At 58.4% G+C, this 23,095-nt stretch carries 19 protein-coding genes; 11 read left to right on the top strand and 8 right to left on the bottom strand.

Annotation, left to right across the window (positions count from 1 at the left end):
* Positions 1-6: 6 nt before the first annotated feature.
* The 4 genes from QEH54_RS08280 (at position 7) to QEH54_RS08265 (ending at position 4,802) form a co-directional block, all read left to right on the top strand.
* Positions 7-1,074, top strand: coding sequence for an ABC transporter permease (locus QEH54_RS08280; protein ID WP_309018188.1), 1,068 nt, complete (start codon positions 7-9; stop codon positions 1,072-1,074).
* A 28-nt stretch (positions 1,075-1,102) separates the two neighbouring features.
* A complete protein-coding gene (locus QEH54_RS08275; RefSeq protein WP_309018187.1) occupies positions 1,103-1,861 on the top strand; it encodes a glycosyltransferase in 759 nt (252 codons plus the stop codon).
* A 164-nt stretch (positions 1,862-2,025) separates the two neighbouring features.
* A complete protein-coding gene (locus tag QEH54_RS08270; protein ID WP_309018186.1) occupies positions 2,026-3,771 on the top strand; it encodes an ABC transporter ATP-binding protein in 1,746 nt (581 codons plus the stop codon).
* Between the two features lie 137 nt (positions 3,772-3,908).
* Entirely contained in the window at positions 3,909-4,802 is an 894-nt protein-coding gene (locus QEH54_RS08265; protein WP_309018185.1) for a hypothetical protein, read from the top strand.
* Between the two features lie 301 nt (positions 4,803-5,103).
* On the opposite strand, the gene QEH54_RS08260 is transcribed toward QEH54_RS08265, so the two are convergent.
* The 4 genes from QEH54_RS08260 to QEH54_RS08245 form a co-directional block, all read right to left on the bottom strand.
* A complete protein-coding gene (locus tag QEH54_RS08260; protein WP_309018184.1) occupies positions 5,104-5,295 on the bottom strand; it encodes a hypothetical protein in 192 nt (63 codons plus the stop codon).
* 220 nt (positions 5,296-5,515) lie between these two features.
* Positions 5,516-5,836, bottom strand: a complete 321-nt coding sequence (locus QEH54_RS08255; protein ID WP_309018183.1) for a YbjQ family protein — start codon at positions 5,834-5,836, stop codon at positions 5,516-5,518.
* Entirely contained in the window at positions 5,833-6,273 is a 441-nt protein-coding gene (locus QEH54_RS08250; protein WP_309018182.1) for a hypothetical protein, read from the bottom strand. Before QEH54_RS08250 ends, QEH54_RS08255 begins: the two co-directional genes overlap by 4 nt.
* Positions 6,270-6,842, bottom strand: a complete 573-nt coding sequence (locus tag QEH54_RS08245; protein ID WP_309018181.1) for an RNA polymerase sigma factor — start codon at positions 6,840-6,842, stop codon at positions 6,270-6,272. Before QEH54_RS08245 ends, QEH54_RS08250 begins: the two co-directional genes overlap by 4 nt.
* A gap of 181 nt (positions 6,843-7,023) precedes the next feature.
* Between QEH54_RS08245 and QEH54_RS08240 the strand changes: the two genes are divergently transcribed.
* The 5 genes from QEH54_RS08240 (at position 7,024) to QEH54_RS08220 (ending at position 13,385) form a co-directional block, all read left to right on the top strand.
* Positions 7,024-7,875, top strand: a complete 852-nt coding sequence (locus tag QEH54_RS08240; RefSeq protein WP_309018180.1) for a DUF2911 domain-containing protein — start codon at positions 7,024-7,026, stop codon at positions 7,873-7,875.
* A 145-nt stretch (positions 7,876-8,020) separates the two neighbouring features.
* The gene (locus QEH54_RS08235; protein ID WP_309018179.1) at positions 8,021-10,036 is read left to right on the top strand and encodes a LuxR C-terminal-related transcriptional regulator; all 2,016 of its coding nucleotides are present in this window, start codon (positions 8,021-8,023) and stop codon (positions 10,034-10,036) included.
* A gap of 173 nt (positions 10,037-10,209) precedes the next feature.
* Positions 10,210-11,298: a class I SAM-dependent methyltransferase gene (locus QEH54_RS08230; protein ID WP_309018178.1), complete on the top strand. Its 1,089-nt coding sequence runs from the start codon at positions 10,210-10,212 to the stop codon at positions 11,296-11,298.
* Between the two features lie 229 nt (positions 11,299-11,527).
* Positions 11,528-12,157 (top strand): MEDS domain-containing protein, encoded by a 630-nt coding sequence (locus QEH54_RS08225; RefSeq protein ID WP_309018177.1) that lies wholly within the window; start codon positions 11,528-11,530, stop codon positions 12,155-12,157.
* On the top strand, positions 12,150-13,385 hold the full coding sequence (locus tag QEH54_RS08220) for an ATP-binding protein (protein ID WP_309018176.1): 1,236 nt from the start codon (positions 12,150-12,152) through the stop codon (positions 13,383-13,385). The genes QEH54_RS08225 and QEH54_RS08220 overlap by 8 nt, the downstream gene beginning before the upstream one ends.
* A 92-nt stretch (positions 13,386-13,477) precedes the next feature.
* Here QEH54_RS08220 and QEH54_RS08215 read toward each other — a convergent pair whose 3' ends face one another.
* Complete coding sequence (locus tag QEH54_RS08215; protein ID WP_309018175.1) at positions 13,478-13,729, bottom strand: glutaredoxin family protein; 252 nt, start codon at positions 13,727-13,729, stop codon at positions 13,478-13,480.
* Between the two features lie 234 nt (positions 13,730-13,963).
* On the opposite strand from QEH54_RS08215, the gene QEH54_RS08210 reads away from it, so the two are divergent.
* Together QEH54_RS08210 and QEH54_RS08205 are read left to right on the top strand one after the other, a co-directional pair.
* Positions 13,964-14,851 (top strand): DMT family transporter, encoded by an 888-nt coding sequence (locus QEH54_RS08210; protein WP_309018174.1) that lies wholly within the window; start codon positions 13,964-13,966, stop codon positions 14,849-14,851.
* A gap of 85 nt (positions 14,852-14,936) precedes the next feature.
* Positions 14,937-16,274 carry an ammonium transporter gene (locus tag QEH54_RS08205; RefSeq protein WP_309018173.1) on the top strand — a complete coding sequence of 446 codons (1,338 nt, stop codon included), beginning with the start codon at positions 14,937-14,939 and terminating at the stop codon, positions 16,272-16,274.
* An 84-nt stretch (positions 16,275-16,358) separates the two neighbouring features.
* Here QEH54_RS08205 and QEH54_RS08200 read toward each other — a convergent pair whose 3' ends face one another.
* From QEH54_RS08200 to QEH54_RS08190, 3 genes are all read right to left on the bottom strand, one after another.
* Positions 16,359-17,486: an ATP-binding protein gene (locus tag QEH54_RS08200; protein WP_309018172.1), complete on the bottom strand. Its 1,128-nt coding sequence runs from the start codon at positions 17,484-17,486 to the stop codon at positions 16,359-16,361.
* Between the two features lie 93 nt (positions 17,487-17,579).
* Entirely contained in the window at positions 17,580-18,719 is a 1,140-nt protein-coding gene (locus tag QEH54_RS08195; protein WP_309018171.1) for a response regulator, read from the bottom strand.
* A gap of 324 nt (positions 18,720-19,043) precedes the next feature.
* Positions 19,044-23,012, bottom strand: coding sequence for a PAS domain S-box protein (locus tag QEH54_RS08190; RefSeq protein ID WP_309018170.1), 3,969 nt, complete (start codon positions 23,010-23,012; stop codon positions 19,044-19,046).
* Positions 23,013-23,095: the final 83 nt, after the last annotated feature.

Genomic DNA, 23,095 nt, shown 5'->3' with positions numbered 1-23,095 from the left:
TCACTCATGCGCCTCTCGCCAAATCTCGCCACCGAACAAACCGCTCCCCGCTCGCTGTGGAGAGAAGCGCTGCGGCGACTTGCGGACAACCGGCTCGCTATGATGGGCCTGGGTTTCTTTATCTTCGTCACCCTCTTTTCCTTCGCGGGGCCGCTGGTGTACCACGTTTCTCCCGATCGACAGGTGCTCGCTCTGGATAGCACTCTACCATTCACCACCGCCGAACTGGTGGAAGTCCGATTCGATCCGGAAAAGGAAACGCCGGACGAGATCACCACCGTGGAAGACTTCGCCGAAGTTTACGCCCTTGATCCTCAGAGCGATGTCGCGGCGCTCTCCACTGGCGAGCCTCAACTCATCAATGGTATCCTCTTCACCCCTACAACGAGTTTTCATCTTCTCGGCACCGATATCAAGGGACGCGACATGCTGGCTCGACTGATGCGCGGCGGGCGCATTTCGCTTAGCGTCGGATTTCTAGCAACCCTCACCGCGCTTCTCATTGGTGTGACCTACGGATCGATCTCGGGTTATATCGGCGGGCGCTTGGACGCTTTTATGATGCGCTGCGTGGACATCCTCTACGCCTTGCCGTTTCTGATCTTCGTTATCCTGCTCATGGTCCTGTTCGAAGATTTCGAATACAAAATCCTGCTAGTCTTCATCGCAATCGGAGCCGTCGAATGGCTCACCATGGCCCGTATCGTACGCGGGCAGGTCATCCACTTGAAGGATCAGGATTTCGTCGCGGCCGCCAAAGCCACCGGCGTATCCACATTTCACATCATCACCCGGCACATCGCTCCCAACCTACTTGGACCGGTCGTGGTCTACGCCACCTTGCTAGTGCCCGCAGTCATTCTGCTCGAGTCGATCCTGAGTTTCCTGGGGCTTGGCATGCAAGCGGGTACCGAAAGCTGGGGGAGCCTGATCCAGGAGGGACAGCAGTCCATGCGCTCCGCCCCTTGGCAACTTATCGCTCCCAGTCTCTTTTTTTCCGCCACCTTGTTTTCCATGAACTTCCTAGGCGACGGCCTGCGTGACGCCCTCGACGTCAAATCGGCCAAGGACTAACGGAGCCCGGCCAGTCCGAAATTTCGCCATGCTGCTTTCCATCGTCATCCCGGCTTTCGACGAGGAACAACGCATCGGCGAATCCATTCGACGAATACAAGCCGCTATCGCCGCAAACACCCGCCCCGGTGTCACATTCGAACTCATCGTCTGCGACAACAACTCCAACGATCGCACCGCCCAAGTTGCACGCGAGCTGGGGGCGAAAGTCGTCTTCGAACCGATCAATCAGATCTCGCGGGCTCGCAACAAAGGCGCCGCCGCGGCCCTAGGCGACTGGCTGCTCTTTGTCGACGCAGACTCCTACCCGAGCACGGAACTGCTCTCCGACCTGCTGGACGCCATAGCGAGCGGCGACGTGATCGGATGCGGCACTACTATAACCGTACCGGACGGCACCCCCTTCAATCGTCTCCGCCTGGAGCGCATGAATCCCATCTACCGGCTGATCAAAATGAGCGGCGGGGCCTGCCTGTTGTGCGAAGGACAAGCCTTCCGCGATCTGGACGGATTCACTCACGACCTTTTCGCTCTGGAAGAGGTCGAATTTCAGATGCGCCTCAAGCGCTATGGCCGCCGCCGAGGAAAACGCTATCCCGTCCTGCACCGCCATCCGGTGGTCACTTCCGGACGCAAGGGCGAGCTCACCCCGCGCTCGCTGGCCCGACTGTTCGTTTCCAACCTATCCGCCCTACTCGCCTTCGCCCTTTTCTATCTGCTCCCGCGACGCCTGGCCCGGCGCTTCAGCCGCCGCCTGCTCACCTACTGGTACCCCAAACGCCGCTAGCGTCCCGCCGGATGGGCAACTCTTTTTTGCAACGTTGCAAAAAAGAGTTGCGCAGTTTCGAGTCGACCCGGCGGCCCGCGATTCCGCATTGTCCTTGTGCATTCAGCGGGGTTTGTGGTTAACCCTTTCCCCGACACGACCAATACCTTCCTTTTCTCCCACTCGTGCTAAAAGATCTGAAAATTTTTCTGCGGCTGCTTTCCGCCCACAAGAAGACCCTCGGGCTGGCGGTCCTGCTGGGCTCCATCGCCGGAGCTGTCACGGGGGCGTTTCTGACCAAAGGCGTCGAGCAGCTCTTCACCTTGATCCTCAACGGAGACCGGGGGCTTTCCCGCTCCGAAGTCATTGCCATCGCGGCTGGGTTTCCCGCCATCTTTCTGGTCATCGGCGTTTGCCTTTTCGGCAGCGCCTACCTGCTCAATCTCGCTGGGCTAGACGCCATCCGGGACCTGCGGGCCAAGGTGTTCTTCCAGGTGCAGCGCCTGCCGCTGGCCTACTTTCAGAGTTCGAAAACCGGCGACCTCATTTCGCGCATCACTTCCGATGTGAGCGCCCTTCAGCAGACCCTGACCTTCATCGCGAAAAACGTCATCATTCAGCCCGCGGTGATCCTCGGCTGCATCTATCGTCTCACCATGCTGGCGATCGAAAACGAAGGCGTTTATCAAGTGTACCTCTGTCTGGTCGCCCTGCCCATCGTCATCTTCCCGATCCGATCCTTCAGCCACAAAATCGAGTACAAGGCCCGCGAGCAGCAGGAGGAGCTGGGCAGCTTGACCAACTCGCTGGCCCAAAACCTCACCGCCGCCCGCGAAATCAGAGCCTTCAACCTGCAGGATCGGGAAAACCGTCGCTTCGTGGCCCGCTTGTCGGACCTGTTTCGCTCGCAGATGAAAGTGGTCAAATACTCCTTCGGACTCGGTCCTGTGGTGGAAGTCTGCTCATCCATCGGCCTCTCCATCGCCTTCATCATCGGCTACTACAATGGGGTGCCAGGCGGGGTCTTCACCGCTATCTTCCTGGCCCTGTACCTGACCTACACCGCGGTGAAAAAGCTGGGCACCTTCGCTTCGGAGCTCTCCAAAGGCGTCGCCTCCTACCAGCGCATCGCCGAAATCATGGACTCTCCGGTGGATATCGACGATCCGGAGGAACCGATCGAGGTGGAGAGCGTAAACGGCGAAATCGAGTTTCGCGACGTCTCCTTCTCCTACGACGATACGCCCGCTCTCAAATCCGCCAACGCCCGCATCGAAAAGGGCGACGTATGCGCTTTGGTCGGCCCTTCCGGAGCCGGAAAGTCCACCTTCGCCAACCTGGTGCCGCGCTTCTACGACGTCAGCTTCGGCGGCATCTTTCTGGACGGGCACGATCTGCGTCGCTTTCGCCTCACCGACCTGCGCGACCACATAGCCATCGTTTCCCAGGAGCCGGTGCTCTTCGACGACACCATTATGGAAAACATCCGACTCGGCCGGCAGGACGCCACCGATGCGGAGGTTCGCGAAGCGGCCCGCCAAGCCTTCGCCCACGACTTCATCACCGAGCCATCGACCTGCCCGGATGGATACAACACTCTGGTAGGAGAACGTGGCGCTCGACTCTCGGGCGGACAAAAACAGCGCATCGCCATCGCCCGGGCATTTCTGCGCGACGCGCCGATCCTCATTCTCGACGAAGCGACGTCGGCTCTGGACTCCGAGTCGGAGGCCAAGGTGCAGCAAGCCCTCGAAAAGCTGGTCGTCGGCAAGACGGTGCTCATCATCGCCCACCGTTTCAGCACCATCAAAAACGCTAACAAGATCCTCGTCTTCCAGGACGGCGAGATCATCGACAGCGGCTCGCACCAGGAGCTGTACCCTCGCTGCCCGCTGTACAAGTCGCTCTACGACCAGCAGCAGGCCAGCTGAGCGAGCAAGCTTCGTATCCAGAAATTCGCTACCGACAGGCGCGAACTGCTCATCGACTCCGACCGAATCGCTGGCGTCCTCGAAACGTCACCACTCGCTGGTTGAACTTGGCATGCGATCTGCCACGCTTCCTAGCGATGACGCCTTTATTCCGACTTGCATCCTTTTCCTTTCTCGCCGCGGCCGCGGCCTGCGCCGCCAACGGACCAAAGCTCGAGCGCTACGCTGAGATTTCCGAAAAAGCCATCAACGAGTCCTCCGGCATCGTGAAAAGCCGCCTGTGGCAAGGCGTGTACTGGACCCACAATGACTCCGGCGACGAGGCTCGCATCTTCGCCATCGACGCCAACGGACGCGGCATCAAAACCGAATGGGCGGAGGATCATGATTCGCCATTCGTCGGCATCACCATCGCAGGGGCGGTCAACATCGACTGGGAGGACATCGCGGCCGACGATCAAGGAAACTTGCTGATCGGGGCCTTCGGAAACAACGGAAACACGCGCCGCGATCTGGCCATCTACGTCGTGCCCGAGCCCAATCCACGCGAGCAGCGCACCACCCGCGTGCGGCGACGCATCGATTTCCACTATCCGGACCAGACCGGCTTCCCCGACGAGGCTGACAAGAACTTCGACTGCGAAGCCCTTTTCTACGCAAACGACCAGATCTATCTGCTCACCAAGCACCGCAGCGATGACTTCACCAAACTGTACCGACTCGACCAAACCGAGCCCTTCGTCAGCAACCCAGCCACCTACCTCTCGCGCTTCGAAACGGGGGACCGAGTGACCGGAGCCGACTGCACGCCCGATGGCCAAAAGCTTGCCGTGCTCACCTACGGATCGGTCTGGGTCTTTCTCAAACCCAGCGACTCCGACGACTACCTGGCCGGCGAAGCCTACCGCTATCCGCTGTCCTTCAAGCAGTGCGAAGCGATTTGCTGGGACGATGAAAACACCTTGCTGATCACAAACGAGCAAGGCGGCATGGCTCGACTGGCTTTCGACGACTCCTGGCCACGCGACTGAGGCGAGAGAAGCCGCGTTTTCGCGAAAAGCGATTCGGACCGGTTGGCACCTCGTGGCGAACTACGATTCGCCAAGGGTCAGGACGAATAACGGCCCCCGCCACAAGGAGGGTGGAATTGAAAAACTCATTCAAGGCAATCCAAGACCTCCTGCAGAGCGGGGCGCTGACCCGCCACCTTGGATTCTCGCCTCAACGCCGCGACCTGCAAACCACCGCAAACGGCGGAGTATCGGCCCATGAACGATGAAAAAAGGATGCCTTCGCAGGCATCCTCTTTTTGCGGGATCGATTCCGGATCCGCTATCCGGAGAAACGAACGCTGCGGCTTTGCCGTTGCCTTCGGTTGGGCGACTTGGGACGGATGGAATTGAGCTCCTCGGGATATTGATCGAGCAAGCCTTCTATCCAATCCTCCAAGGGATAGCTGAGTTTGAGTCCTTTGTTGGCCTTACGATACAGTAGGTCTTCAGTTTGTTTCGTTGTTCCTCCCATCGTACGTTTCCCTTCTCATTCCGTTGGTATGCGTGGATTTAGAAATCGATTCGAGCCACTTGTTCCCCATAAGCAGTCGATCGATCAGTGTTGGATTCAACTCCATAAATAGCATCGCACGCGCCACGACCCGCCGCATGCTCAAGAGTTTCTATCTAGACAAAACGCCTAAACGGATGCCCTGAATCTGCGGCCAAGAGTCGCAAAGACTTATCAGACGCTACGCCTCTTCCACCTTCACCGCGGTCCCGTATGCCACCATTTCCGCGGCGTTGTTCATGATCATGGAGGTCGACATGCGCAGGCCGACGACCGCGTTGGCCCCCATGCGCTTGGCCTCGGAGCTCATGCGATCCAGAGACTGCTCGCGCACTTCGCCCATCAGCTTGGTGTATTCATGAATCTCTCCACCAACGAGCGTTTGCAGCCCTGCCATGATGTCCTTGCCCACATGGCGAGCGCGTATTGCATTTCCCCTTACAAGCCCGTAGGTCGCTACGATCTTCTTGCCCGGGATTTCATCAGTCGTGCATAATATCATTTTTCGATGTCCTTGTATGGATCTTTGGAATAAGTGCTCACCCGGTCTCGAACCTTGAGACTGAAAAGCACGAGAAAACCGACGCCGACCGCCACCAGCGATACGGTGACAAGCGGAGCTTCGCCGCTTAAAAACAAAATCGCGTAGAGGGTGTAGGCGCTCAAGACGAGCAGTCCTGCTACGATCAGGCTCCAGGCGAACAAGCTCGCCGAGCGCGAAAACGGGCTCTTCCAAAGCCGTTTCATCTCCTCCTCGTCCGGCAGGTCGAAAGAGAGTCGATCCAGTTTTCCGCAAGCCCTGCAGAGCGACTCGTATTCGTTTCGCAACGACGCGTCCCGCATCAGAGCGTCGTTTACTCTGGCCATCTCGTCAGGAGCCAGCTCCCCATCCATGAATCCCATCAGCAGGACCTTGATTTCAGTCATCTCTTCACTCATCCCATTATTCTCCCGTTTTCCTTCAATTCCTGCTTGTCGAGCGCATCTCGAAAAGCGCTTCGCGCATAATACAGCCGACTCATCACCGTGCCACGACAGATCCCAAGGGTGGTCGCTATCTCCTCGTAGCTGTATTCAGAAAAGTACTTCAATATCAGAATTTCCCTGAACTCCGGCTTGAGCGATTCCAGTACCGTTCGCACCATCGCCGCGTCCTCCTCCTGCTCCATCGCTCCGCTTGGCAAGCGTCCGCTTCCTCGTTCCGTCATTTGACGCTCGACCTCGCTTCGTTTGCTCAGGGCCGTCTTTCGACGACACAGCGTATTCAAGCATTGGTTGCGCAAGATGCTATAGAACCAGGGATAGAAACGCTCCAACTCCTTGAGTTTGGGCATGGCCACGAAGGCCTTGCGAAACGCGTCCTGGCAAGCGTCCTTGGCGTCTTCCCGATTTCCCATAAAACCGTAAGCGTGGCGAAAGGCCTGCTCGCGAAAATGCTCTACCAGATAGTTGAACCCCGCCGGATCTCGGCGGCGCAGGCACAGGTCAATCGCTTTGCTTTCGTTCATGGTACTAACGGACTTCTTCTTCTCTAACCCGCCATCCCCACGAATATTCAATCAGGCGGACTTTTTTTTCAATCCACCTCTTTGAAGGAGTCGCGCTCGTCCCGGGGTATTCCAATCTGATGCCGCGTCGTCCCCCCTCCTTTCGCGACCTGCCTATACCAACCCAACCAACTACCGCTCTATGAAACGAATCCGCCTCTTCGCCGCCCTTTCGCTCGTCTTCGCTGTCTCCCTTTTCGGAGATGTTCTTCCCGTCCCGGCGAGCCTGCGCTCTACCGTCACCCAACAAATCGGAAAGACGACCGTGACGGTCGACTACTCACGTCCCAACATGAAAGGTCGCGAGATCTTCGGCGCCCTGGTGCCCTACGGCGAGGTCTGGCGAACCGGCGCGAACGCCTGTACCAAGCTCTCCACCGACACCGAAATCCAAATCGGCGGCTCAACCCTGCCCGCCGGCCGCTACGGACTTTTCTCCATCCCGAACAAGGACCAATGGACCATCATCATCAATGCCAATGCCGATCAGTTCGGGGCATTCACTTATGACGATGCCCTGGACGTGCTCCGTTTCACCGCTCCTTCGAAGTCGATGCAAGAGAGCTTCGAAACCTTCGAAATCGCCTTCGCCCAAGTCGCCGACAACGCCGCCCGAATCGAGCTTCGCTGGGACGAAACCGTGGTCGCATTTCCCATTTCCGTGACCGAAGAAAGCAACCATCAGCAGATGATGTCGGACATTCGGAAAGAGGTCATCGAAGCCGACAATCCCCATTGGGCCAACATGGGAGAAGCGGCTCGCTACTTCGTACGTGAAAACATGGACCTCGAACAGGCCGCGGAGTGGTACCGGTTGAGCCTCGAGCAAAATCCCGACGCCTATTGGCTAGCGGTCGAGCGGTCGAAAGTCCTCAGCGCGCTCGACCAGCCGGAAGAGGCCAAAGCGGTCATGCAATCCGCGCTCGACACCGCCCAACGTCTCAACGACGCGCAGGGCATCGCCTGGATCGAAGGCGAGCTGGCCAAACTCTAACAACCCAGAGAAGGATCTGCTTCGGGCAAAGCAGAGCGAAGGGGAAACCCAGTTCGCGTTTCCGTCGAATCCAAGTCTCAACGCAAACTGACTTGGCCTCCGGAGCGTTTCGTTCAAACTCGGCCGCGAACCTGATCCTTCTCTCATGCCCAATCCACTTCCTGAACTCCCTGCCAGCGCGGGGGTCGCTCTGAGCAAAGCAGCCCTGCTGGACACTCCCTTTCGGCTGCAAGTTCTGCTCGAATCCGGAAGTCCCGCCGAAAGCCTCGACCCGCTTTTCGATCTCGGTCTTCTGGAAGAATGCGACGACGGCGAAGCCCAGTTCGTATCCGAATCGCAACGACAAGCGGCCATCGACGCCATCGCTTGGTCCAAGAAAAGAGCGTTCAACAAGTCGCTCGCCGAGGCCTGCCTCGCCCTTTCGGAACCGCCCGAGCTGATCGCTCGCCTCTACCGACGAGCACAAGACTACCCCCAAGCCCGCAAGCACTTTTTGCGCGACGCCCTTTCAGCCTGCCAAGCCCACAACTACCGGCAGGCGCTCGCGTCCATGCGGGCCGCATTCGAAATCTGGCCTATCGACGAAGAGCCAGAGCATCGTCGAGATATGCTGCGGGAAATGGCTCGCTGCGCCCTCAACTGCTCCGACCACTCCGCCGCCCATCTTGTCTGGTCCGAGCTTCTCGAGATGGCTCTCAGCTCGCAGGACATGCCCGAAATCATCGAGCTCTATCGCAAGCTCGCTCGTTCCGCTCTCAGCCTTGGCGACCGCCTCCAGGCTCAAGAACACCTCCAGCAAGCCGCTGAGCTGGCCGATCGCAACGACGCGAAGCTGGAAGCGGCCCGCATCCGCCGCAGCTTGGCCCAAATGCAAGGCGACGCGCTCAGACTGCACGATGCCTTGGAAACGCTTGAAAGCGTCAAGCAGACCGCTCGCAGCGAATGCGACTGGGCCCTGCTCAGCGACTCGCTGGCCTACTCCGCCATGCTGACGGCCATGACGGGCCGAATCAGCGACGCCCGAAAACTCCTCGAAGAGGCGCTCTCCATCGCCCTGGAAAACGATCTTTCAGACCAGATAACAAACGCCTATCGACGACAGGCCAACATCAACGAATACGCCTCCAACTACCAAGCCTATCGCGACACGGAGCTAGAGGCCTTGAATCGCTGTCGCTCGCTGGGCGAGAAAAGCGGCACCCAAGCCTGCCTCACCTGCGTTTCCTACGCTTTCTTTCGGCTCGGACAATTCGACGAAAGTCTCGCCGCCATCGCCGAGGCGATCGACACCTTAAGCGCGGAGGGCGAGCTAAAAGCGGGAGCCCTTTCGACCAAAGCTTGTATCCAGGCGTTTAGGACAAGCTCGCCACAGGTCATACACGATCTGGATGAAGCCAGTCGGCTAAACCGCGTTCATGGCGCCACTGTATTCGAATTTTACGTACTATGGGCCAAGGGAGCTTATGCGTTTCTCGAGCAGAACACCGAAGTGGCGATTGCCAGCTTTATCGAACTCATCGACTTCTGGCACGAAACCGACGACCGGAAGGATGTCATCCCTGGCCTGCTCTGCGCCGCGAGCTGTTTCGCTCAGGAAAACGACGCGGCGAACCTTTCACGCTGCCTCGACTTGCTCACCACCATCTGCTCCGAAAGCGAGTCTCCCGAGCCGCGCTTCGCCTTTCTCGCCGCCAGCGCCGAAGAGGCGTGGTTGAGCGGCAATCCTGCGCTGGCTTCGGAACGTTTGTGGGAATCGATCCAGGGCTACCACTCCCTGCAGCTGCTGCCCGAAGAAGCTTGGACGCTCTGGCGCCTGGGCTACATCGAGAGCCAAGCCGGCAACGAGGCCGCGGCCACGGCGCACTGGAAAGCCAGCGATGAAATCGCTAAAAAACTTTCGCTCAAACCGCTAGCCAGAGCCATCGCTCGCGATCGCCACCAAGGCTCGCCCAGCGGAGCTCGAACGGATCTGCTCACTCCACGGCAGCTGGAAATCGCTCGGCTCATCGCCGCCGGACGCTCCAACAAGGAAGCTGCAGCGGAGCTGAAAATCAGCCCGCGCACGGTCGAGATGCATGTCGCGGCTCTCATCGAGCGGCTCGGCTGTCGCACCCGAGCGGAGGCGGCCAGCAAAGCCAGCGAACTCGGCCTTCTTAAGTAATTCCCTCGCAACGGGCAGACGGTCCAGGGATCTCGCTACCGTAGTGACGCGGCGGCGATACCGTATTTCGCCGAGTTACCTTTCTGCAGCGAAACAGCTAGGATGCGTTTCGAATCGGGCAGCTCTTCCTCGCTGCCACGCCTAGCAACCAACTGAATAGAAAGAAAACTCCTATGTGTCTCGCATGCCAAACCCAGATCGATCCCGACAAGATGAACGCTTTCGGCGATCGCTTCGTCAATCTCATGAACCAGTCCGCGCTCGGACTGATGGTTTCCATCGGCTACCGAACCGGCCTGTTTGAAACCATGAAACGCCTTACCCACTCCGCCAGCAGCAACGCCATCGCGGACGCCGCAAATCTCGACGAGCGCTATGTGCGCGAATGGCTCGGCTGCATGGTGGCGGGAGAGATTGTGGAGGTCGATGAAAGCGGCCTTTTCTTCCACCTCCCCGCTTCGCATGCCGCCATGCTAACCGAGGGTGGCGAAGGGGAATGCCTCGCCCACCTCGCTCAATACTTCGCAGTTCTAGGAAGCGTGGAGGACAAGATCGTCGACTGCTTCAAGCATGGCGGCGGCGTTCCCTACTCAGCGTATCCACGATTCCATGAAGTCATGGCCTTGGACAGCCGCCAGAGCGTGGTGAACGCCCTGGAAGAACACATCCTCCCTCTCGATCCCGAGATCGTCGCCAAGCTGGAACAAGGCGCCGAAGTGCTGGATATCGGATGCGGACAAGGCTTCGCTGTTCGCGCTCTCGCCCAGTTGTATCCAAATAGCAATTTCACCGGATACGATCTCAGCCAGGAAGCGATCGACTTCGCCACCGCGGAAGCGAAAGCCTACCAGCTGAAAAACGCGAGTTTCGAGGTCCGCGACCTGACCAGCTTCAACGAGGACGCGGAGAGCGACCGCTTCGATATCGTGACCGCCTTCGACGCCATCCACGATCAGGCTCGCCCGGACCACGTGCTGGAAGGCATTCGCAAAACGCTGCGCAGCGACGGCGTTTTTCTGATGCAGGACATCGCCGGCTCGTCCAACGTCTACAAAAACAAGCAGCATCCGCTCGGGCCGCTCATCTATACCATCTCCTGCATGCATTGCATGACGGTTTCGCTCGCCCAGGGAGGTCTCGGGCTCGGGGCGGCGTGGGGAGAGGAGCTCACCACGGAGTTCATTCGCGACGCCGGGTTCGAAGAGGTCACCCGCCACGCTCTGGAGCACGATATCCAGAACTACTACTACATCGCTCGCTAGAAGCTCGCTGTTTCGCCCGCTCCGACCTGAGTCCTCAGGTCGGAGCCCGGCGGCCGCCGCCTCCCTGTCTTAGAGGGACCGACATTGTGAAGCGAGAAAGGGTACAGCCTGCGATATGACACAAATGCCTATCCGTAGATAAATAGGCTGCATCTAAGGCGCTAATACCTGAACCTAAATTCGTGGCTCGTTTGACCGAGCCTGGAGCGCGGTCTACCTTTTCGCTTCGATGGCTCCATCTCCGCGCACGATTTCACTCGGCTTCGCTCGCGAGCGCGTTCCCGAAGGCACTCACCTATGCCTGATCTTCACTAGCGATCAGGAGCGAACGCACGCCCTGCTTTCCTACCTACTGTCTGGGCTGCAGTCTGGCGATCGCTGCGCCTGCTTTTCCGATAATGTAACCGAAGACGAGGTCCGTCAATTCATGCAGGAGAACGGCATCTCCTACGACGAGAGAGAGTCTTCTGGAGCGATCACTCTGTCCGCTGGCTCGGAGGTCTATTTCGAAGGCGACCGCTTCGAGCCCCAGCGCATGCTCGACAACCTACTCCGTTTCTACGAGGAAGCGATCAAAGCCGATTTCCAGGGAGCCCGCATCATCGGCGAAATGTCTCCGGAGGTCGAGCGCGTGACCGGCGGAAAACGGCTGCTGGAATACGAATCGCGGGTCAGTCTTCTGGTGAAGCAGCATCCCATCACCGCGGTGTGCCAGTACGATGCGCGGGTCTTCGATGGAGCCACCATCATGGAGATCCTCAAGGTGCATCCCATGATGCTGGTCAACGGAGCCGTGGTGAGAAATCCCTTCTACATCGAGCCGGAAGACTACCTTCGAGACTGCTGTCAGGATGAGTGAGGAAAACGAAAGCCTTTTGGCGAAGCACATCGGCAGCATCGCCTTGATGCAGAGCGTGGTGGTTCAGCTTCCTAGCCTGAAGTCGATCCTGCAGTTCGTTGAACGAGGGTTTTCCGATCTTCCATCCGTGGTCAAAGTCGTCGGCCAGGTGGCGCCAGCCAGCGAGTCCGAGCCCGACTCCGCAAGCGCCCATTTTCAAGATTTCCCCATCAGCTTCCTGCAAACCGACTACGCCACCCTGCGAATCTTCTATCGTGATCCAAAAGCGTTTCATCCCTACCTCCCCTACATTCAAAACTTCGTTTCCATCCTAGGAGTGGTCTGCGAGGAACGACGCCAGAGAGAGCTCAACCAAAAACTGCTTCGCACCCTGGAACAGAAAGTCGAGGAGCGAACCCGCGAGTTAAACGAAAGCCTGATCGAGATCAAAAAAATGAATACAGACCTCGAGATCGCCAGAAGCAAAGCGGAGGAGAGCGACCGTCTGAAGTCCGCATTTCTCGCCAACATCAGCCATGAGATTCGCACCCCGATGAACGGGATCCTAGGATTCGCGCAGCTGCTCAGCGGGCCGAACCTCAGCGAAAAGGAACGCTGCGAATTCAGAGACTTGATACAGGCCAGCGGGAACCGGCTGCTGACCATCATCAACGACCTGCTCGACATCTCGAAAATCGAAGCGAACCAAGTCGATTTCTTTCCTAGGGACTTTTCGCTCAACAAGCTGATGCAGGAGATGCTCGCCCTTTTCAGAGAGAAAGCCTCTCGAAAAGGCGTCATTCTCAGCGCTTCTCGAACCCGAGAGGACCAGCGCGACATCGTCACCCTCGATCGCGATCGCATCGCCCAGATCTACTCCAATCTCATCGACAACGCCCTGAAATTCACCGACACCGGGCAGATACAGTTCGGCTACCGCATCCGGGAGGGCGAACTGAACGGCTTCGTGCACGACACCGGCATCGGCGTGCATGAATCGGAAATCGAAAACGTATTCAAACGTTTCCGACAAGGCACCATGGAGCGAAACCGGCTTCATGACGGTTCGGGACTCGGGCTCTCCATTTGCAAGTCGCTGGTCGAACTTCAAGGCGGATCCATTCGCATGCGATCCAAGATAGGACGCGGAACGCAGATGGAATTCGTCATCCCCATCGCGGACCGCGACGAAGACCCCCTGCCGAAGCCACGCCTCCATGCAGGACGGTCTCCAAGGTACCGAGACTAAGCAGCGAATCGTTGCTTCTCACTTGTTGGAGAAGCGGAAAAGGCCTCTCCGCGCCGAGCGCAGCCGACGCGCGGCCCCGGCTAGATATGGCCCTAGGAAACGACGCCGCGCTTCTTGAGAAACGGAATCAGCTCGTCGACCCCGAAATCCGCCAAAACGTCGTTTCCGAGCTTCATGGTCGGGGCCTTTCGTTGCCCGGACAGTTCCACCATTTCCTTCATGGCCGCTGCATCGGAGAGCACCTCGCGACGGGTGTAGGGAATCTTGTTTCGTTTCAAGAAGCTCTCAGCGTCGATGCACCAAGGGCAGCCCGACTTGACGTAGAGAATCGCATTTTCCTTCATTTGTTTCCTTTCGACTAAATGTGACTTTGATTTTCGCTAGGCCCCTAATAACGAGCGAATCCGGGATTTGAATACATTCTTCCTGCAGCGAGTCGCTTTTCGAGGAGGATTCAAGATCGGGAATCGGCTTCCGGGAGTCGAGCGCTTACTCGATCACGCAAGCGGCGGAACCGTCTGGCGGGCGAAGTTCGTTCGTGACACGGCCCGCCCGTCGCGGCAAGTCTGAGCCTGACCATGCTGCGAATCCTTCTCCTGCTATCCGGCGTCTTCTTCTGCTCGACCTCAGTCATCATCATCCGTTCGAGCGAGCTGCCGCCTGCTCTGGTCGCGGCCTATCGGCTCCTCTTCGCCAGCATTCTGCTCTCCCCTGTCTTTTTCCTGGCCTGGCGGAAACACAGAAAAACCTTCGCGGCGACTCAGCTCAAGCGCTGCCTCATCCCGGCGGGCTTGCTCGCGGTGCATTTCATATCGTGGGCATGGGGAGCTCGGCTGACCTACGTGGCAAACGCCACCTTGATCATCAACCTCACCCCCATGGTCATGCCGTTTCTGGCTCACTTTCTCATTCGCGAGCAAGTCACGCGTCGCGAAATCCTGGGCACGCTGATCGCGCTGTCCGGGGTGATCGTCCTGTCCTACGGAGCCTTTCGCATCGATCCCAGCTACTTGAAGGGAAACATCGTCTGCTTCGCCTCCATGACCACCTTCGCGGCCTACCTCGCCTACGGTCGCATCAACAAGGACTTTCCCTCCATCTGGCTCTACATGGTGCCGATCTACGCCATGGCCGCGCTGCTTTGCTTCGCTTTTTCCGCCGCCTCGCTCGATTCGCTGTCCATCGTCAGCTGGCGCGAGGTGGCTCTGATGCTCGGCATGGCCGTCTTGCCCACCACCCTTGGACATGTCGCCCTCAACCGCAGCCTGCGCTACTTCGCCGCCCAAACCCTCGCCGTAGTGAACCTGCACCAGTTCGTTTTCGCAGGCATCCTGGGATGGATCATCTTCTCCGACGTGCCGCCAGGGTCCTTCTTTCTAGCAGCAGCCCTGTGTGTCAGCGGAGCCGTGGTAGTGGTGCGCGAAGCCGCCCGCGTGGCAGCGGAAAGGCGTCGTGGGAAACCCTAGTAAGCAGTTAAGCTTATCGGAGATATTGCATAGTATTAATTTCCCTTGCAGAAGTCATAAAAATGACACTTTTGTCTTCGATTAGATGAAGCGACTAAAACCCTCCTCACTCGCTCTAATCGCTCTACTCACCCTTCCTCAATTCAGTCATGCCCAAAGCGGCATGGCGGACGGGGCCGTAGACACTGGCACGACCGCGTGGATGATGATATCCACCGCGCTGGTCCTTTTCATGGTGCCGGGCTTGGCTATGTTCTACGGCGGCTTGGTCCGCACCAAGAACGTGCTCAGCACCATGATGCATAGCTTCGTGTCCATGGCCATCATCGGGGTGTTATGGGTGATATGCGGTTATTCCCTCACCTTCGGTGAAAACATCCTCGGCGGTTTCGTTGGCTGGAATCCCGACTACTTCATGCTTAGTGGCATCGACGACCATATCGTGGACGGCGTTCCGGAGTACATCCTAGCAATGTTCCAAGGCAAGTTCGCCATCATCACGCCCGCTTTGATCAGTGGAGCGTTGGCGGAGCGCGTCTACTTCCGCGGCTACTGCCTGTTCATCGCCCTCTGGTTCCTGTTCGTCTACTCCCCGCTCTGCCACTGGGTCTGGGCCAGCGACGGCTGGCTCTTCAACATCGGGGCGAACGGAGTCATCGACTTGGCGGGCGGCTTGGTGATCCACGTTTCCGCAGGCACCAGCGCCTTGGTCGTGGCCTATTTCCTCGGAAAACGCCGTGGCAATGCCAAGGAACTGATCAATCCCAACAACCTGGTCATGACTATGATGGGAGCGGGCTTTCTCTGGGTAGGCTGGTTCGGCTTCAACGCCGGCTCCACCTTGGGTAGCGGACTCGACACCGCTCGGGCCCTGACCATGACGCAGATTTCCGCCGCCAGCGGCGCCCTCGCCTGGACCGCCATCGAAGCAATCAAATTCCGCAAGGTCACCTCGCTGGGCTTCGTCTCCGGCATCCTGGCCGGACTGGTGGTCATCACGCCGGCAGCTGGCGTGGTGCAGCCGGTCGGAGCCATCCTTCTGGGCTGCGCCTCGTCAGCAGTCTGTTTCCTTGCTCTCAAGATGAAGGATATTCTCGGCTACGACGACAGTCTGGACTGCTTTGGCATCCACGGGGTTGGCTCGGGACTTGGCGTGCTCATGCTGGCCTTTTTGATTCGCCCGAGCTGGATGGCTGAGGCCGCCGCCAATACGGAGTCGGGCACCTGGACCGTGTGGGATCAATTCGGCATCCAAGCTCTCGGCATGGGCGTGACCATAGCCCTTTCCGCTATCGCCACTTGGGTCATCTGCATCCTCGTCACCCGCACGGTCGGCTTCCGCATCGACACCCAAAGCGAAATCACCGGACTGGACCAATCCGTGCACGGCGAGCGTGGCTACGGTCTGGCCCATACCGACTAGCGGCTTCGCCCGGCCGCGAGCTTCGATTTATCCCCCAGCCTCGCTGAACGATTTCAGCGGGGCTTTTTCGTTCCTGAGGTCGGATCACACGACTTTCTGGGAATCGTCTGGAGGCGATTTCAGGAGCGTGAAGCGAAAGGTCGACCCTACCCCAGGCTCGGACACCGCCCAAATCTGACCATGGTGGGCTTCGACCACCCGACGGCAGATCGCCAGTCCCAAGCCGACACCTTCGCTATCCGACCCCGCCAGTCGACTAAAGGGTTCGAAGATCCGCTCCAGGTACGCGTCCTTGATGCCTTGACCGTTGTCGGTCACCGCGACCTCCACTTCGCCTCCCAGATCCCGCCATCCCACATGGATTCTCGGGTCGGTGTCGCCGCGGTACTTGATCGCGTTGGAGATCAGATTCTGCAAAACATGCATCAGCAAGTCTGGGTCCGCCTGCACCCTGGGGAGGGGCGCAAACGTCACTTCCGCCTTGCTTTCCTCGATCGACGAGCGAGCGCTTGCGACGGCCTGGGACACGACTTCGCCGAGCTCCACCGGGGCGAGGGTCACCGATTTTTCGCCCATCAGGCTGAACTGCAGCAAGCTCTCCACGAGACGCTCCGCTTGATTGGCGAAATCGGAAACGTAACCCACGAACTCGACTTCCTCCTGGTCCGATTGGCGCCCGTTTACCTTGTCCTGAAGCAGCCCCGCATACATGCTGATCGACTTCAGCGGCGCTTTCAAATCGTGAGCCGCCATGTGAGCGAAGCTCTTCAGGTCCCGCTGGGCCTTGTCGAGAGCGATGCGCTGACGCCAGCGTTCCAAACCATAGCGTACCGCCCGAGCGAGCTGGTCCGCTCCGAAAAAGCCTTTGGTCAGAAAGTCGAGCGCTCCACGCCGCAGGGCCTCCTCCCCGACGGATTCGTCATCGGTGGCCGTGAGCACGATAACGGGCTGATCCCTTCCCATGGCCTCGTAAAACGCGTCCAAGGTTTCGATGCCCTGGCTCTCGGGAAGCCCCAAATCCAGCACGATAAGGTCGTAGCGCTCCAGACCGAGCCGATCGAACGCTTCGCCCAACGACTCCGCCACGTCGATCGTGTGCGGGGTCTTGTAGGCCTTTCCCAACGATCCCTGAAAAAGGATGGCATGGTCACGACTATCCTCCACCAGCAGGATGCGGATGGGACGCTGGAAATTCCTGACGCTTGACGACATCGACACTACCCTCGCCCAACTCGTTCAGCGATCAAACCGCAGCAAGACTTTGAGCCTCAGATCGGACTACCCTCATGCTCGAATCGGCATCCACTAGCTCTCTAAAGACGCCATAGGCAGAGAAAAGGAAAAGGCGGTCCGCCGATCGCCCACGTTTCTCACCTCCAAGCTGCTTCCCATGGAATCCAGCATATGACTCGCGATACGAACCGCGGAAAAGGCCTGTCGTTCTGCCGGGGATGAAAATTCGATCCCGGCTCCCGCAGCCTCGCGCAAATAGGCGATCTCCTTGGGCCTGAGGCTTCTGCCATCGCCTACCACCGACACGGCGATCTTCTCTCCGGATACGGCCGAGCTCACTCGGACCGTGCCGGCCTCTGCCGTGAAGCTCAACGCCGCGGCGATCAAGTTTCGAGCGACAGTGCCTACCATGCGTTCGTCGCAGAAGGCCTGGACCTCGAAAATGCCCGATTGGGAGATGAACACCCCTCGCTCGTCGGCCAAGGTGGTCAAAAGCCGTATGGCGCTTTGGATACAGGAAGCGATGTTCACTTCCTTCATCGCAGGGTGCATCGCCCCATTCAGACTCCGCCCCCAATCCATTAGTTCATTGGTGGCAAGAACCGCTTCGCAAGAGGATTGGTACGCTGTATCCAACATTTCGATAAGCATCTCCTTAGGCATGTTCTCCGCTTCCTTCATCATGGTCGAAAGCAGCTGATTCAGCGAGAACAGCGGCGACGCGAGATCAGTCTCCAGCAGCGACATCACCCAGTCCTTCGAAGCGTTGGCCAGCTTCAACGCGTTTTCCGAGCGCTGGCGCTCGATGGAAAATTGCGCGGTGCGATCAAACACCTGGCCGCACTGCGCGTTCTTTTGCACGAAATTCACCGCTCCGACTCGAATCCCTTCCTTGTAAACGTCGGGATCCTGATTGCCGGTCACGAGGATGTAGGCGGGTTCTGGATACCGTTTAGCCAGACGCTCGATCGCTTCCGTCCCCAGCTCCAGACCGAGATTGTAGTCCATGGCCACCAGGTCGAAATTCGACTCCTCCAACTTGCTCTCGGCCTCTTCCGAATTCCGCGCCCAAGTGAAGGCGTAGTCCTTGTCGGCCTGGCTATTGATCATGACGGTCAGAGAACGAAAGTCATGCACGCTGTCGTCCACTACCAGCACGGCAATGGGTTCGGTCTGCAAGTCAGGAGAGTTGAAAGGTGTTTCGGTCTTCATAGCTGCGGGCGAATTCGTTGCAGGAGGAGTGGCGCATACGAAGGAAAGACGAGGAAAACGTCTCCCGCGCGAACGCGTGAACGCCCTAATAATCGTCAGGTTTTTCTCCCTGCTTACCCCGATCCATTAGCTAAACTGAATGCCGGTATAATTTAGCACCGGTTTTATGCACGTCGCTCGTTTCTCCCGATCCGACCCAAGCGAACAGTCTAGATCCGTCTCCGAAAACCTAACGGAATCGGCATAGATCTACCCTATCCTGAAAGGTATTCACCTCATCGATACAAATGCGGCCAAACGGATGGGCGAGAAAGAGATCCAATGCTAGTTGGCTTCGAGAAAGCGCTCGACCTCGGAAACCGTACTGGAAACGTACCGTTGCAGGAGATCCAGTCGATCCTGCGTCGCCGAAGCGGCGTTGGTCTTGAGTTCGCTTTCCAGTTCCGCGGCCAACGAGGCCAACCGGACCAGCGAAGCGTTTCGCGCCGACCCTTTGATGGAGTGGATCTTCAGCAACGCGTCCTTGATGCGCTGCTCGCGGGCGGCCGCGATGAAGTCCTCATAGTTCTTTTGCAGGTCCAGCACGCTCGCTTCCAGCACCTGCCGCATCAGCTCGGTATCCTGCAAGAGGCGTCCGAGCAAGTCTTGCGGGTTGAACAGCGTCTCCTCGTTCCGTCTGGCGACGGAGGAGTCCACCTGCGGGGCGTCCTTCGTCGGAGCGGAATCGAGAAACTTCTCCAGAACGGAGAAAAGCAGTTCCGGCGAAACCGGTTTCGGCACGTGCTCATCCATGCCGGCGTCCATGCATTCCATACGGTCCTCATTGCGGGCATGAGCGGTCATGGCTACGATGGGGATGCGGGAACGACTCTGGATCCGCTCGATCTCTCGAATGGATCGGGTAGCGGTTAGACCATCGACCTCAGGCATCTGCACATCCATAAGGATCAGGTCGTAGGGCAGCGATTCGAAGGCATGCACCGCTTCGGCTCCGTTGCCTGCGACGTCGCAGCTCAAGCCGAAACGTTCAAGGATGCCGCGCGCCACCATTTGGTTCACCACGTTGTCCTCCGCCAGGAGAATTCGGGCGCCAGTTCGCTTCAGGCGCCCCTCGGACCGTTTGTTGAAGTCCATTCCCGACTCGGACTCACGTGAGAGGGAACGAACCAGGCAGTTGAAGAGCTCCGATGGCCGAAACGGCTTGGGGCAGCATGCATCGAATCCAACATTTGAATACGGATCGAGAACCTCCGCATTTTCGTCGCTGGTCAAAAGCACAACCCGCAGATCCTTCCAGTGGCTATCCGATCGGATCTTCTTGCAAAGATCGATTCCGTTGAAGCCTGGCATGTGCAGATCGACGATAGCGCAGGAGATCATCTCCCCTCGCGCTTTCGCTTCTTCGAGATACTGAAGGGCCTCGCCCGCGTGCGAGCACGTCACCGGCTCGGCTTTCCAAAGCTGAACCTGTTCGCTCACCATCTCTCGAATCGAAGGGTCATCGTCCACCAACAGCACTTTTCTTCCGCTCAGCTTTTCGATGCGACCTTCCAATACGCGAGCGGAACTCTGCTTGGCGAACCTGGCGGTGAACCAAAAGGTGGAGCCATTTCCGACTTCGCTCTCCACGCCGATCTCGCCACCCATCATCTCCACGAGCTGCTTGCTGATGGCCAGACCCAGTCCGGTGCCGCCGAAGACCCGGTTCACCGATGCGTCCGCTTGAGTGAATTTCTCGAAGAGCATTCCGAGGTATTCCGGCTTGATGCCGATGCCAGTGTCTTTGACCGAAAACCGAAGCGTCGCGGATTCCAGATCCTCGCAAACAAGTTCCGTATTCAGATTCACACTACCTTTTTTGGTGAACTTAATCGCATTGCCGACGAGATTGAATAGAACCTGTCTCAAACGTCCCGGATCGCCGACCAAGCTGTTGGGAACGTGGGAGCAAGGATTGCAGAAAAAGCTCAGCCCCTTGCCGCGGGCTTTCACTTGCACCAGAGGTTCGAACTGGAGCAGGCACTCTTGAAGATCGAAATCGAGCTCCTCGAACTCCAGCTTTCCTGCTTGGACTTTGGAGAAGTCCAGAAGGTCGTTGATCAACGAGAGCAGCGAGACGGCGCTGTCCTTGACCAGCAGAGCGTACTCCTCCTGCTGATCGTTCAGCCCTTTCGTTTCCAAGAGAAGCGACACCAGACCGATGATCCCGTTCATGGGAGTGCGGATCTCGTGGCTGATGTTCGCCAAAAACTGCGACTTCGTCTCGTTCGCCTGCTGAGCCTCGTCCGCCAGTCTCTTGAGCGTCTCGCGCTGCTGGACCACTTCGGATATGTCCCAATTCGTGCCGATCATGCGCTGCGGGCGGCCCTGGGCGTCGCGCAGGACCGTGGCGATGGCGTGCAAGTGCCGCACCTGCCCGGCAGGCGTGACGATGCGAAACTCCAGATCGAAATCCTCCGTACCCTCCAAGGCCTTTTCAACCGCCCTTTCCCCAAATTCCCGATCATCGGGATGCAGACCGCGCTGCCAGGTTTCGTAGGCTCCCTCGAATCGTCCGGAATCGATGCCGTAGAGGGCGAACATCTGCTCGTCCCAGGTCAGCTGGTTGTCCATCACGTTCCAATCCCAGATGCCCACGCCTCCAGCCTTGGTCGCGAGCGAGAGCCGCTCCTTCGCCAGCTTGAGGTCCTCCTCCAGAGCCATGCGCTCGGTGCAATCCTCGATGACGGAAACGAAATACAGCGGCTCGCCCTGAGCATCGCGCACCAGCGAAACGTTTAGGTTAATCCAAACGACGCTCCCATCGGCATGCAGGTAGCGCTTGAGCATGCTGTACCCCTTTCGCTCGCCCGCGATGGTAGAGCGCAGCAGCGAAAGATCCTTCTCCAGATCATCCGGATGAGTGATGTCCTGAAACGTCAGCTTCAGCAGCGTCTCCTCCGGATACCCCACGATTTTGCACAGGGCAGGATTGGCGTCGATCCACGTGCCATCGAGTCCCACGATCGCCATGCCGAAACCGCTCGACTCGAACGCTCCGCGGAAACGTCGCTGGCTCTCCAGCTGCAAATTCTCCAATCGCTTCGATTCGGAGATATCCTGGGCGATCCCCAGAAAACCATCGATGCTGCCATCCTCCTGGTAGATCGGAGTCACGGTGAGGGAAACCGGAACCAGCTCGCCGCTCTTCTTGCGATAGGACCACTCCCGCTTTTCCGATCCGCGCCGCTTGGCGATCTCCACGAAGGTGCCAAACCCGGAAACCGGCAACCCCAGCTCCTCGCTGAGCTCCCTCGCCCGCTCCTCCACTTCCTCGGCCACATGAATGACCGCAGGCGTGCTCCTGTTGACCAGCTCCCAAGCTTCGTAGCCGAGAAGGTTCTCCGCTCCCTTGTTGAACAGCGTAATGGTGCCGTGCTTGTCGGTGGCGAAGATGCAGGTCTGCGTCGCGGCCGAAAGAGCGCCATGGTACATGGAGTTCTGTTGCTCCAGCTTCACCAGCGAACGCTTTTGCTGGTCGATATTCTGAATGGTGCCAAAAAGGCGAACGCACCTGCCATCATGGTAGCTGGACTTTCCGATCACCCGCACCCAAAGCCGCTTTCCCTGGGCGTTGAGGATTTCGTATTCTCGATCGAACTCCGCCCCGCTCTGCACGATCTTCTCGAGCTCCCGGGAGATTCCGCTCTCGTTTCCTTGATGGGTGAAAAACGTCGAGACCTTCTCGAAAGTCGGCGTGTAGCGCTCGTCCACTCCGAAGATCTCCCGCGTCATCTTTGACCAGTAGATGACGCCGGTCTGCAGGTCATGCTCCCAGCCGCCGATTCGAGCGACCCGACTGGTCTCCTCCAGCAACTCGAAAGCTCGCATCTTCTGGTCTTCGGCCTCCTTGCGCTGGGTCACCTCCGTCTGGTAGGTGGCGAATCGAACGAGGGCGCCCGACTCGTCGCGAATGGGGATCAGGGTGGCCGAGACCCAATAGATCTGGCCGTTCTTGCGGCGGTTGCAGATCTCTCCTCTCCAAACTTGGCCTTGGGTGATCGTTTCCCACAGCTCGCGCCAGAAAACCTTGGAGTGCTTGCCTGAAGATACGATCTTGTGGTTTCGCCCGACCAGCTCCTCGCGGGAGAAGCCGGTCACCTCGCAAAAACGGTCGCTCACCATCAGGATCGTGCCCTGCAAGTCCGTTTCGGACAGGATCGCGTGCTCGTCCACCACGCTTCTTCGTTCTCCGTTCAAACGCGGGGCGGCGCGCGATTCGGCGCCAATCTGATCTTTCTTGGGCGTAGGCATACTGTTCAGCGTCTACAAATACAGTCGCCACAACGGCACGTCAAAGTCCTGCCCTAACTCCGAAGGCCCCGAAAGCGCATTTT

The organism is Pelagicoccus sp. SDUM812003 (genome assembly GCF_031127815.1).
Taxonomy (GTDB): domain Bacteria; phylum Verrucomicrobiota; class Verrucomicrobiia; order Opitutales; family Opitutaceae; genus Pelagicoccus.
Note: the sequence above shows the minus strand (reverse complement) of the source record. Positions and strands in the feature narration are given on the sequence as shown.

Bases quoted from the DNA above. Each gene is read 5' to 3' on its own strand.
- QEH54_RS08280 (WP_309018188.1), top strand. From the start codon at position 7: ATGCGCCTCTCGCCAAATCTCGCCACCGAACAAACCGCTCCCCGCTCG.
- QEH54_RS08275 (WP_309018187.1), top strand. From the start codon at position 1,103: ATGCTGCTTTCCATCGTCATCCCGGCTTTCGACGAGGAACAACGCATC.
- QEH54_RS08265 (WP_309018185.1), top strand. From the start codon at position 3,909: ATGACGCCTTTATTCCGACTTGCATCCTTTTCCTTTCTCGCCGCGGCC.
- QEH54_RS08260 (WP_309018184.1), bottom strand. From the start codon at position 5,295: ATGGGAGGAACAACGAAACAAACTGAAGACCTACTGTATCGTAAGGCC.
- QEH54_RS08255 (WP_309018183.1), bottom strand. From the start codon at position 5,836: ATGATATTATGCACGACTGATGAAATCCCGGGCAAGAAGATCGTAGCG.
- QEH54_RS08250 (WP_309018182.1), bottom strand. From the start codon at position 6,273: ATGAGTGAAGAGATGACTGAAATCAAGGTCCTGCTGATGGGATTCATG.
- QEH54_RS08245 (WP_309018181.1), bottom strand. From the start codon at position 6,842: ATGAACGAAAGCAAAGCGATTGACCTGTGCCTGCGCCGCCGAGATCCG.
- QEH54_RS08240 (WP_309018180.1), top strand. From the start codon at position 7,024: ATGAAACGAATCCGCCTCTTCGCCGCCCTTTCGCTCGTCTTCGCTGTC.
- QEH54_RS08235 (WP_309018179.1), top strand. From the start codon at position 8,021: ATGCCCAATCCACTTCCTGAACTCCCTGCCAGCGCGGGGGTCGCTCTG.
- QEH54_RS08230 (WP_309018178.1), top strand. From the start codon at position 10,210: ATGTGTCTCGCATGCCAAACCCAGATCGATCCCGACAAGATGAACGCT.
- QEH54_RS08225 (WP_309018177.1), top strand. From the start codon at position 11,528: ATGGCTCCATCTCCGCGCACGATTTCACTCGGCTTCGCTCGCGAGCGC.
- QEH54_RS08220 (WP_309018176.1), top strand. From the start codon at position 12,150: ATGAGTGAGGAAAACGAAAGCCTTTTGGCGAAGCACATCGGCAGCATC.
- QEH54_RS08215 (WP_309018175.1), bottom strand. From the start codon at position 13,729: ATGAAGGAAAATGCGATTCTCTACGTCAAGTCGGGCTGCCCTTGGTGC.
- QEH54_RS08210 (WP_309018174.1), top strand. From the start codon at position 13,964: ATGCTGCGAATCCTTCTCCTGCTATCCGGCGTCTTCTTCTGCTCGACC.
- QEH54_RS08205 (WP_309018173.1), top strand. From the start codon at position 14,937: ATGAAGCGACTAAAACCCTCCTCACTCGCTCTAATCGCTCTACTCACC.
- QEH54_RS08200 (WP_309018172.1), bottom strand. From the start codon at position 17,486: ATGTCGTCAAGCGTCAGGAATTTCCAGCGTCCCATCCGCATCCTGCTG.
- QEH54_RS08195 (WP_309018171.1), bottom strand. From the start codon at position 18,719: ATGAAGACCGAAACACCTTTCAACTCTCCTGACTTGCAGACCGAACCC.
- QEH54_RS08190 (WP_309018170.1), bottom strand. From the start codon at position 23,012: ATGCCTACGCCCAAGAAAGATCAGATTGGCGCCGAATCGCGCGCCGCC.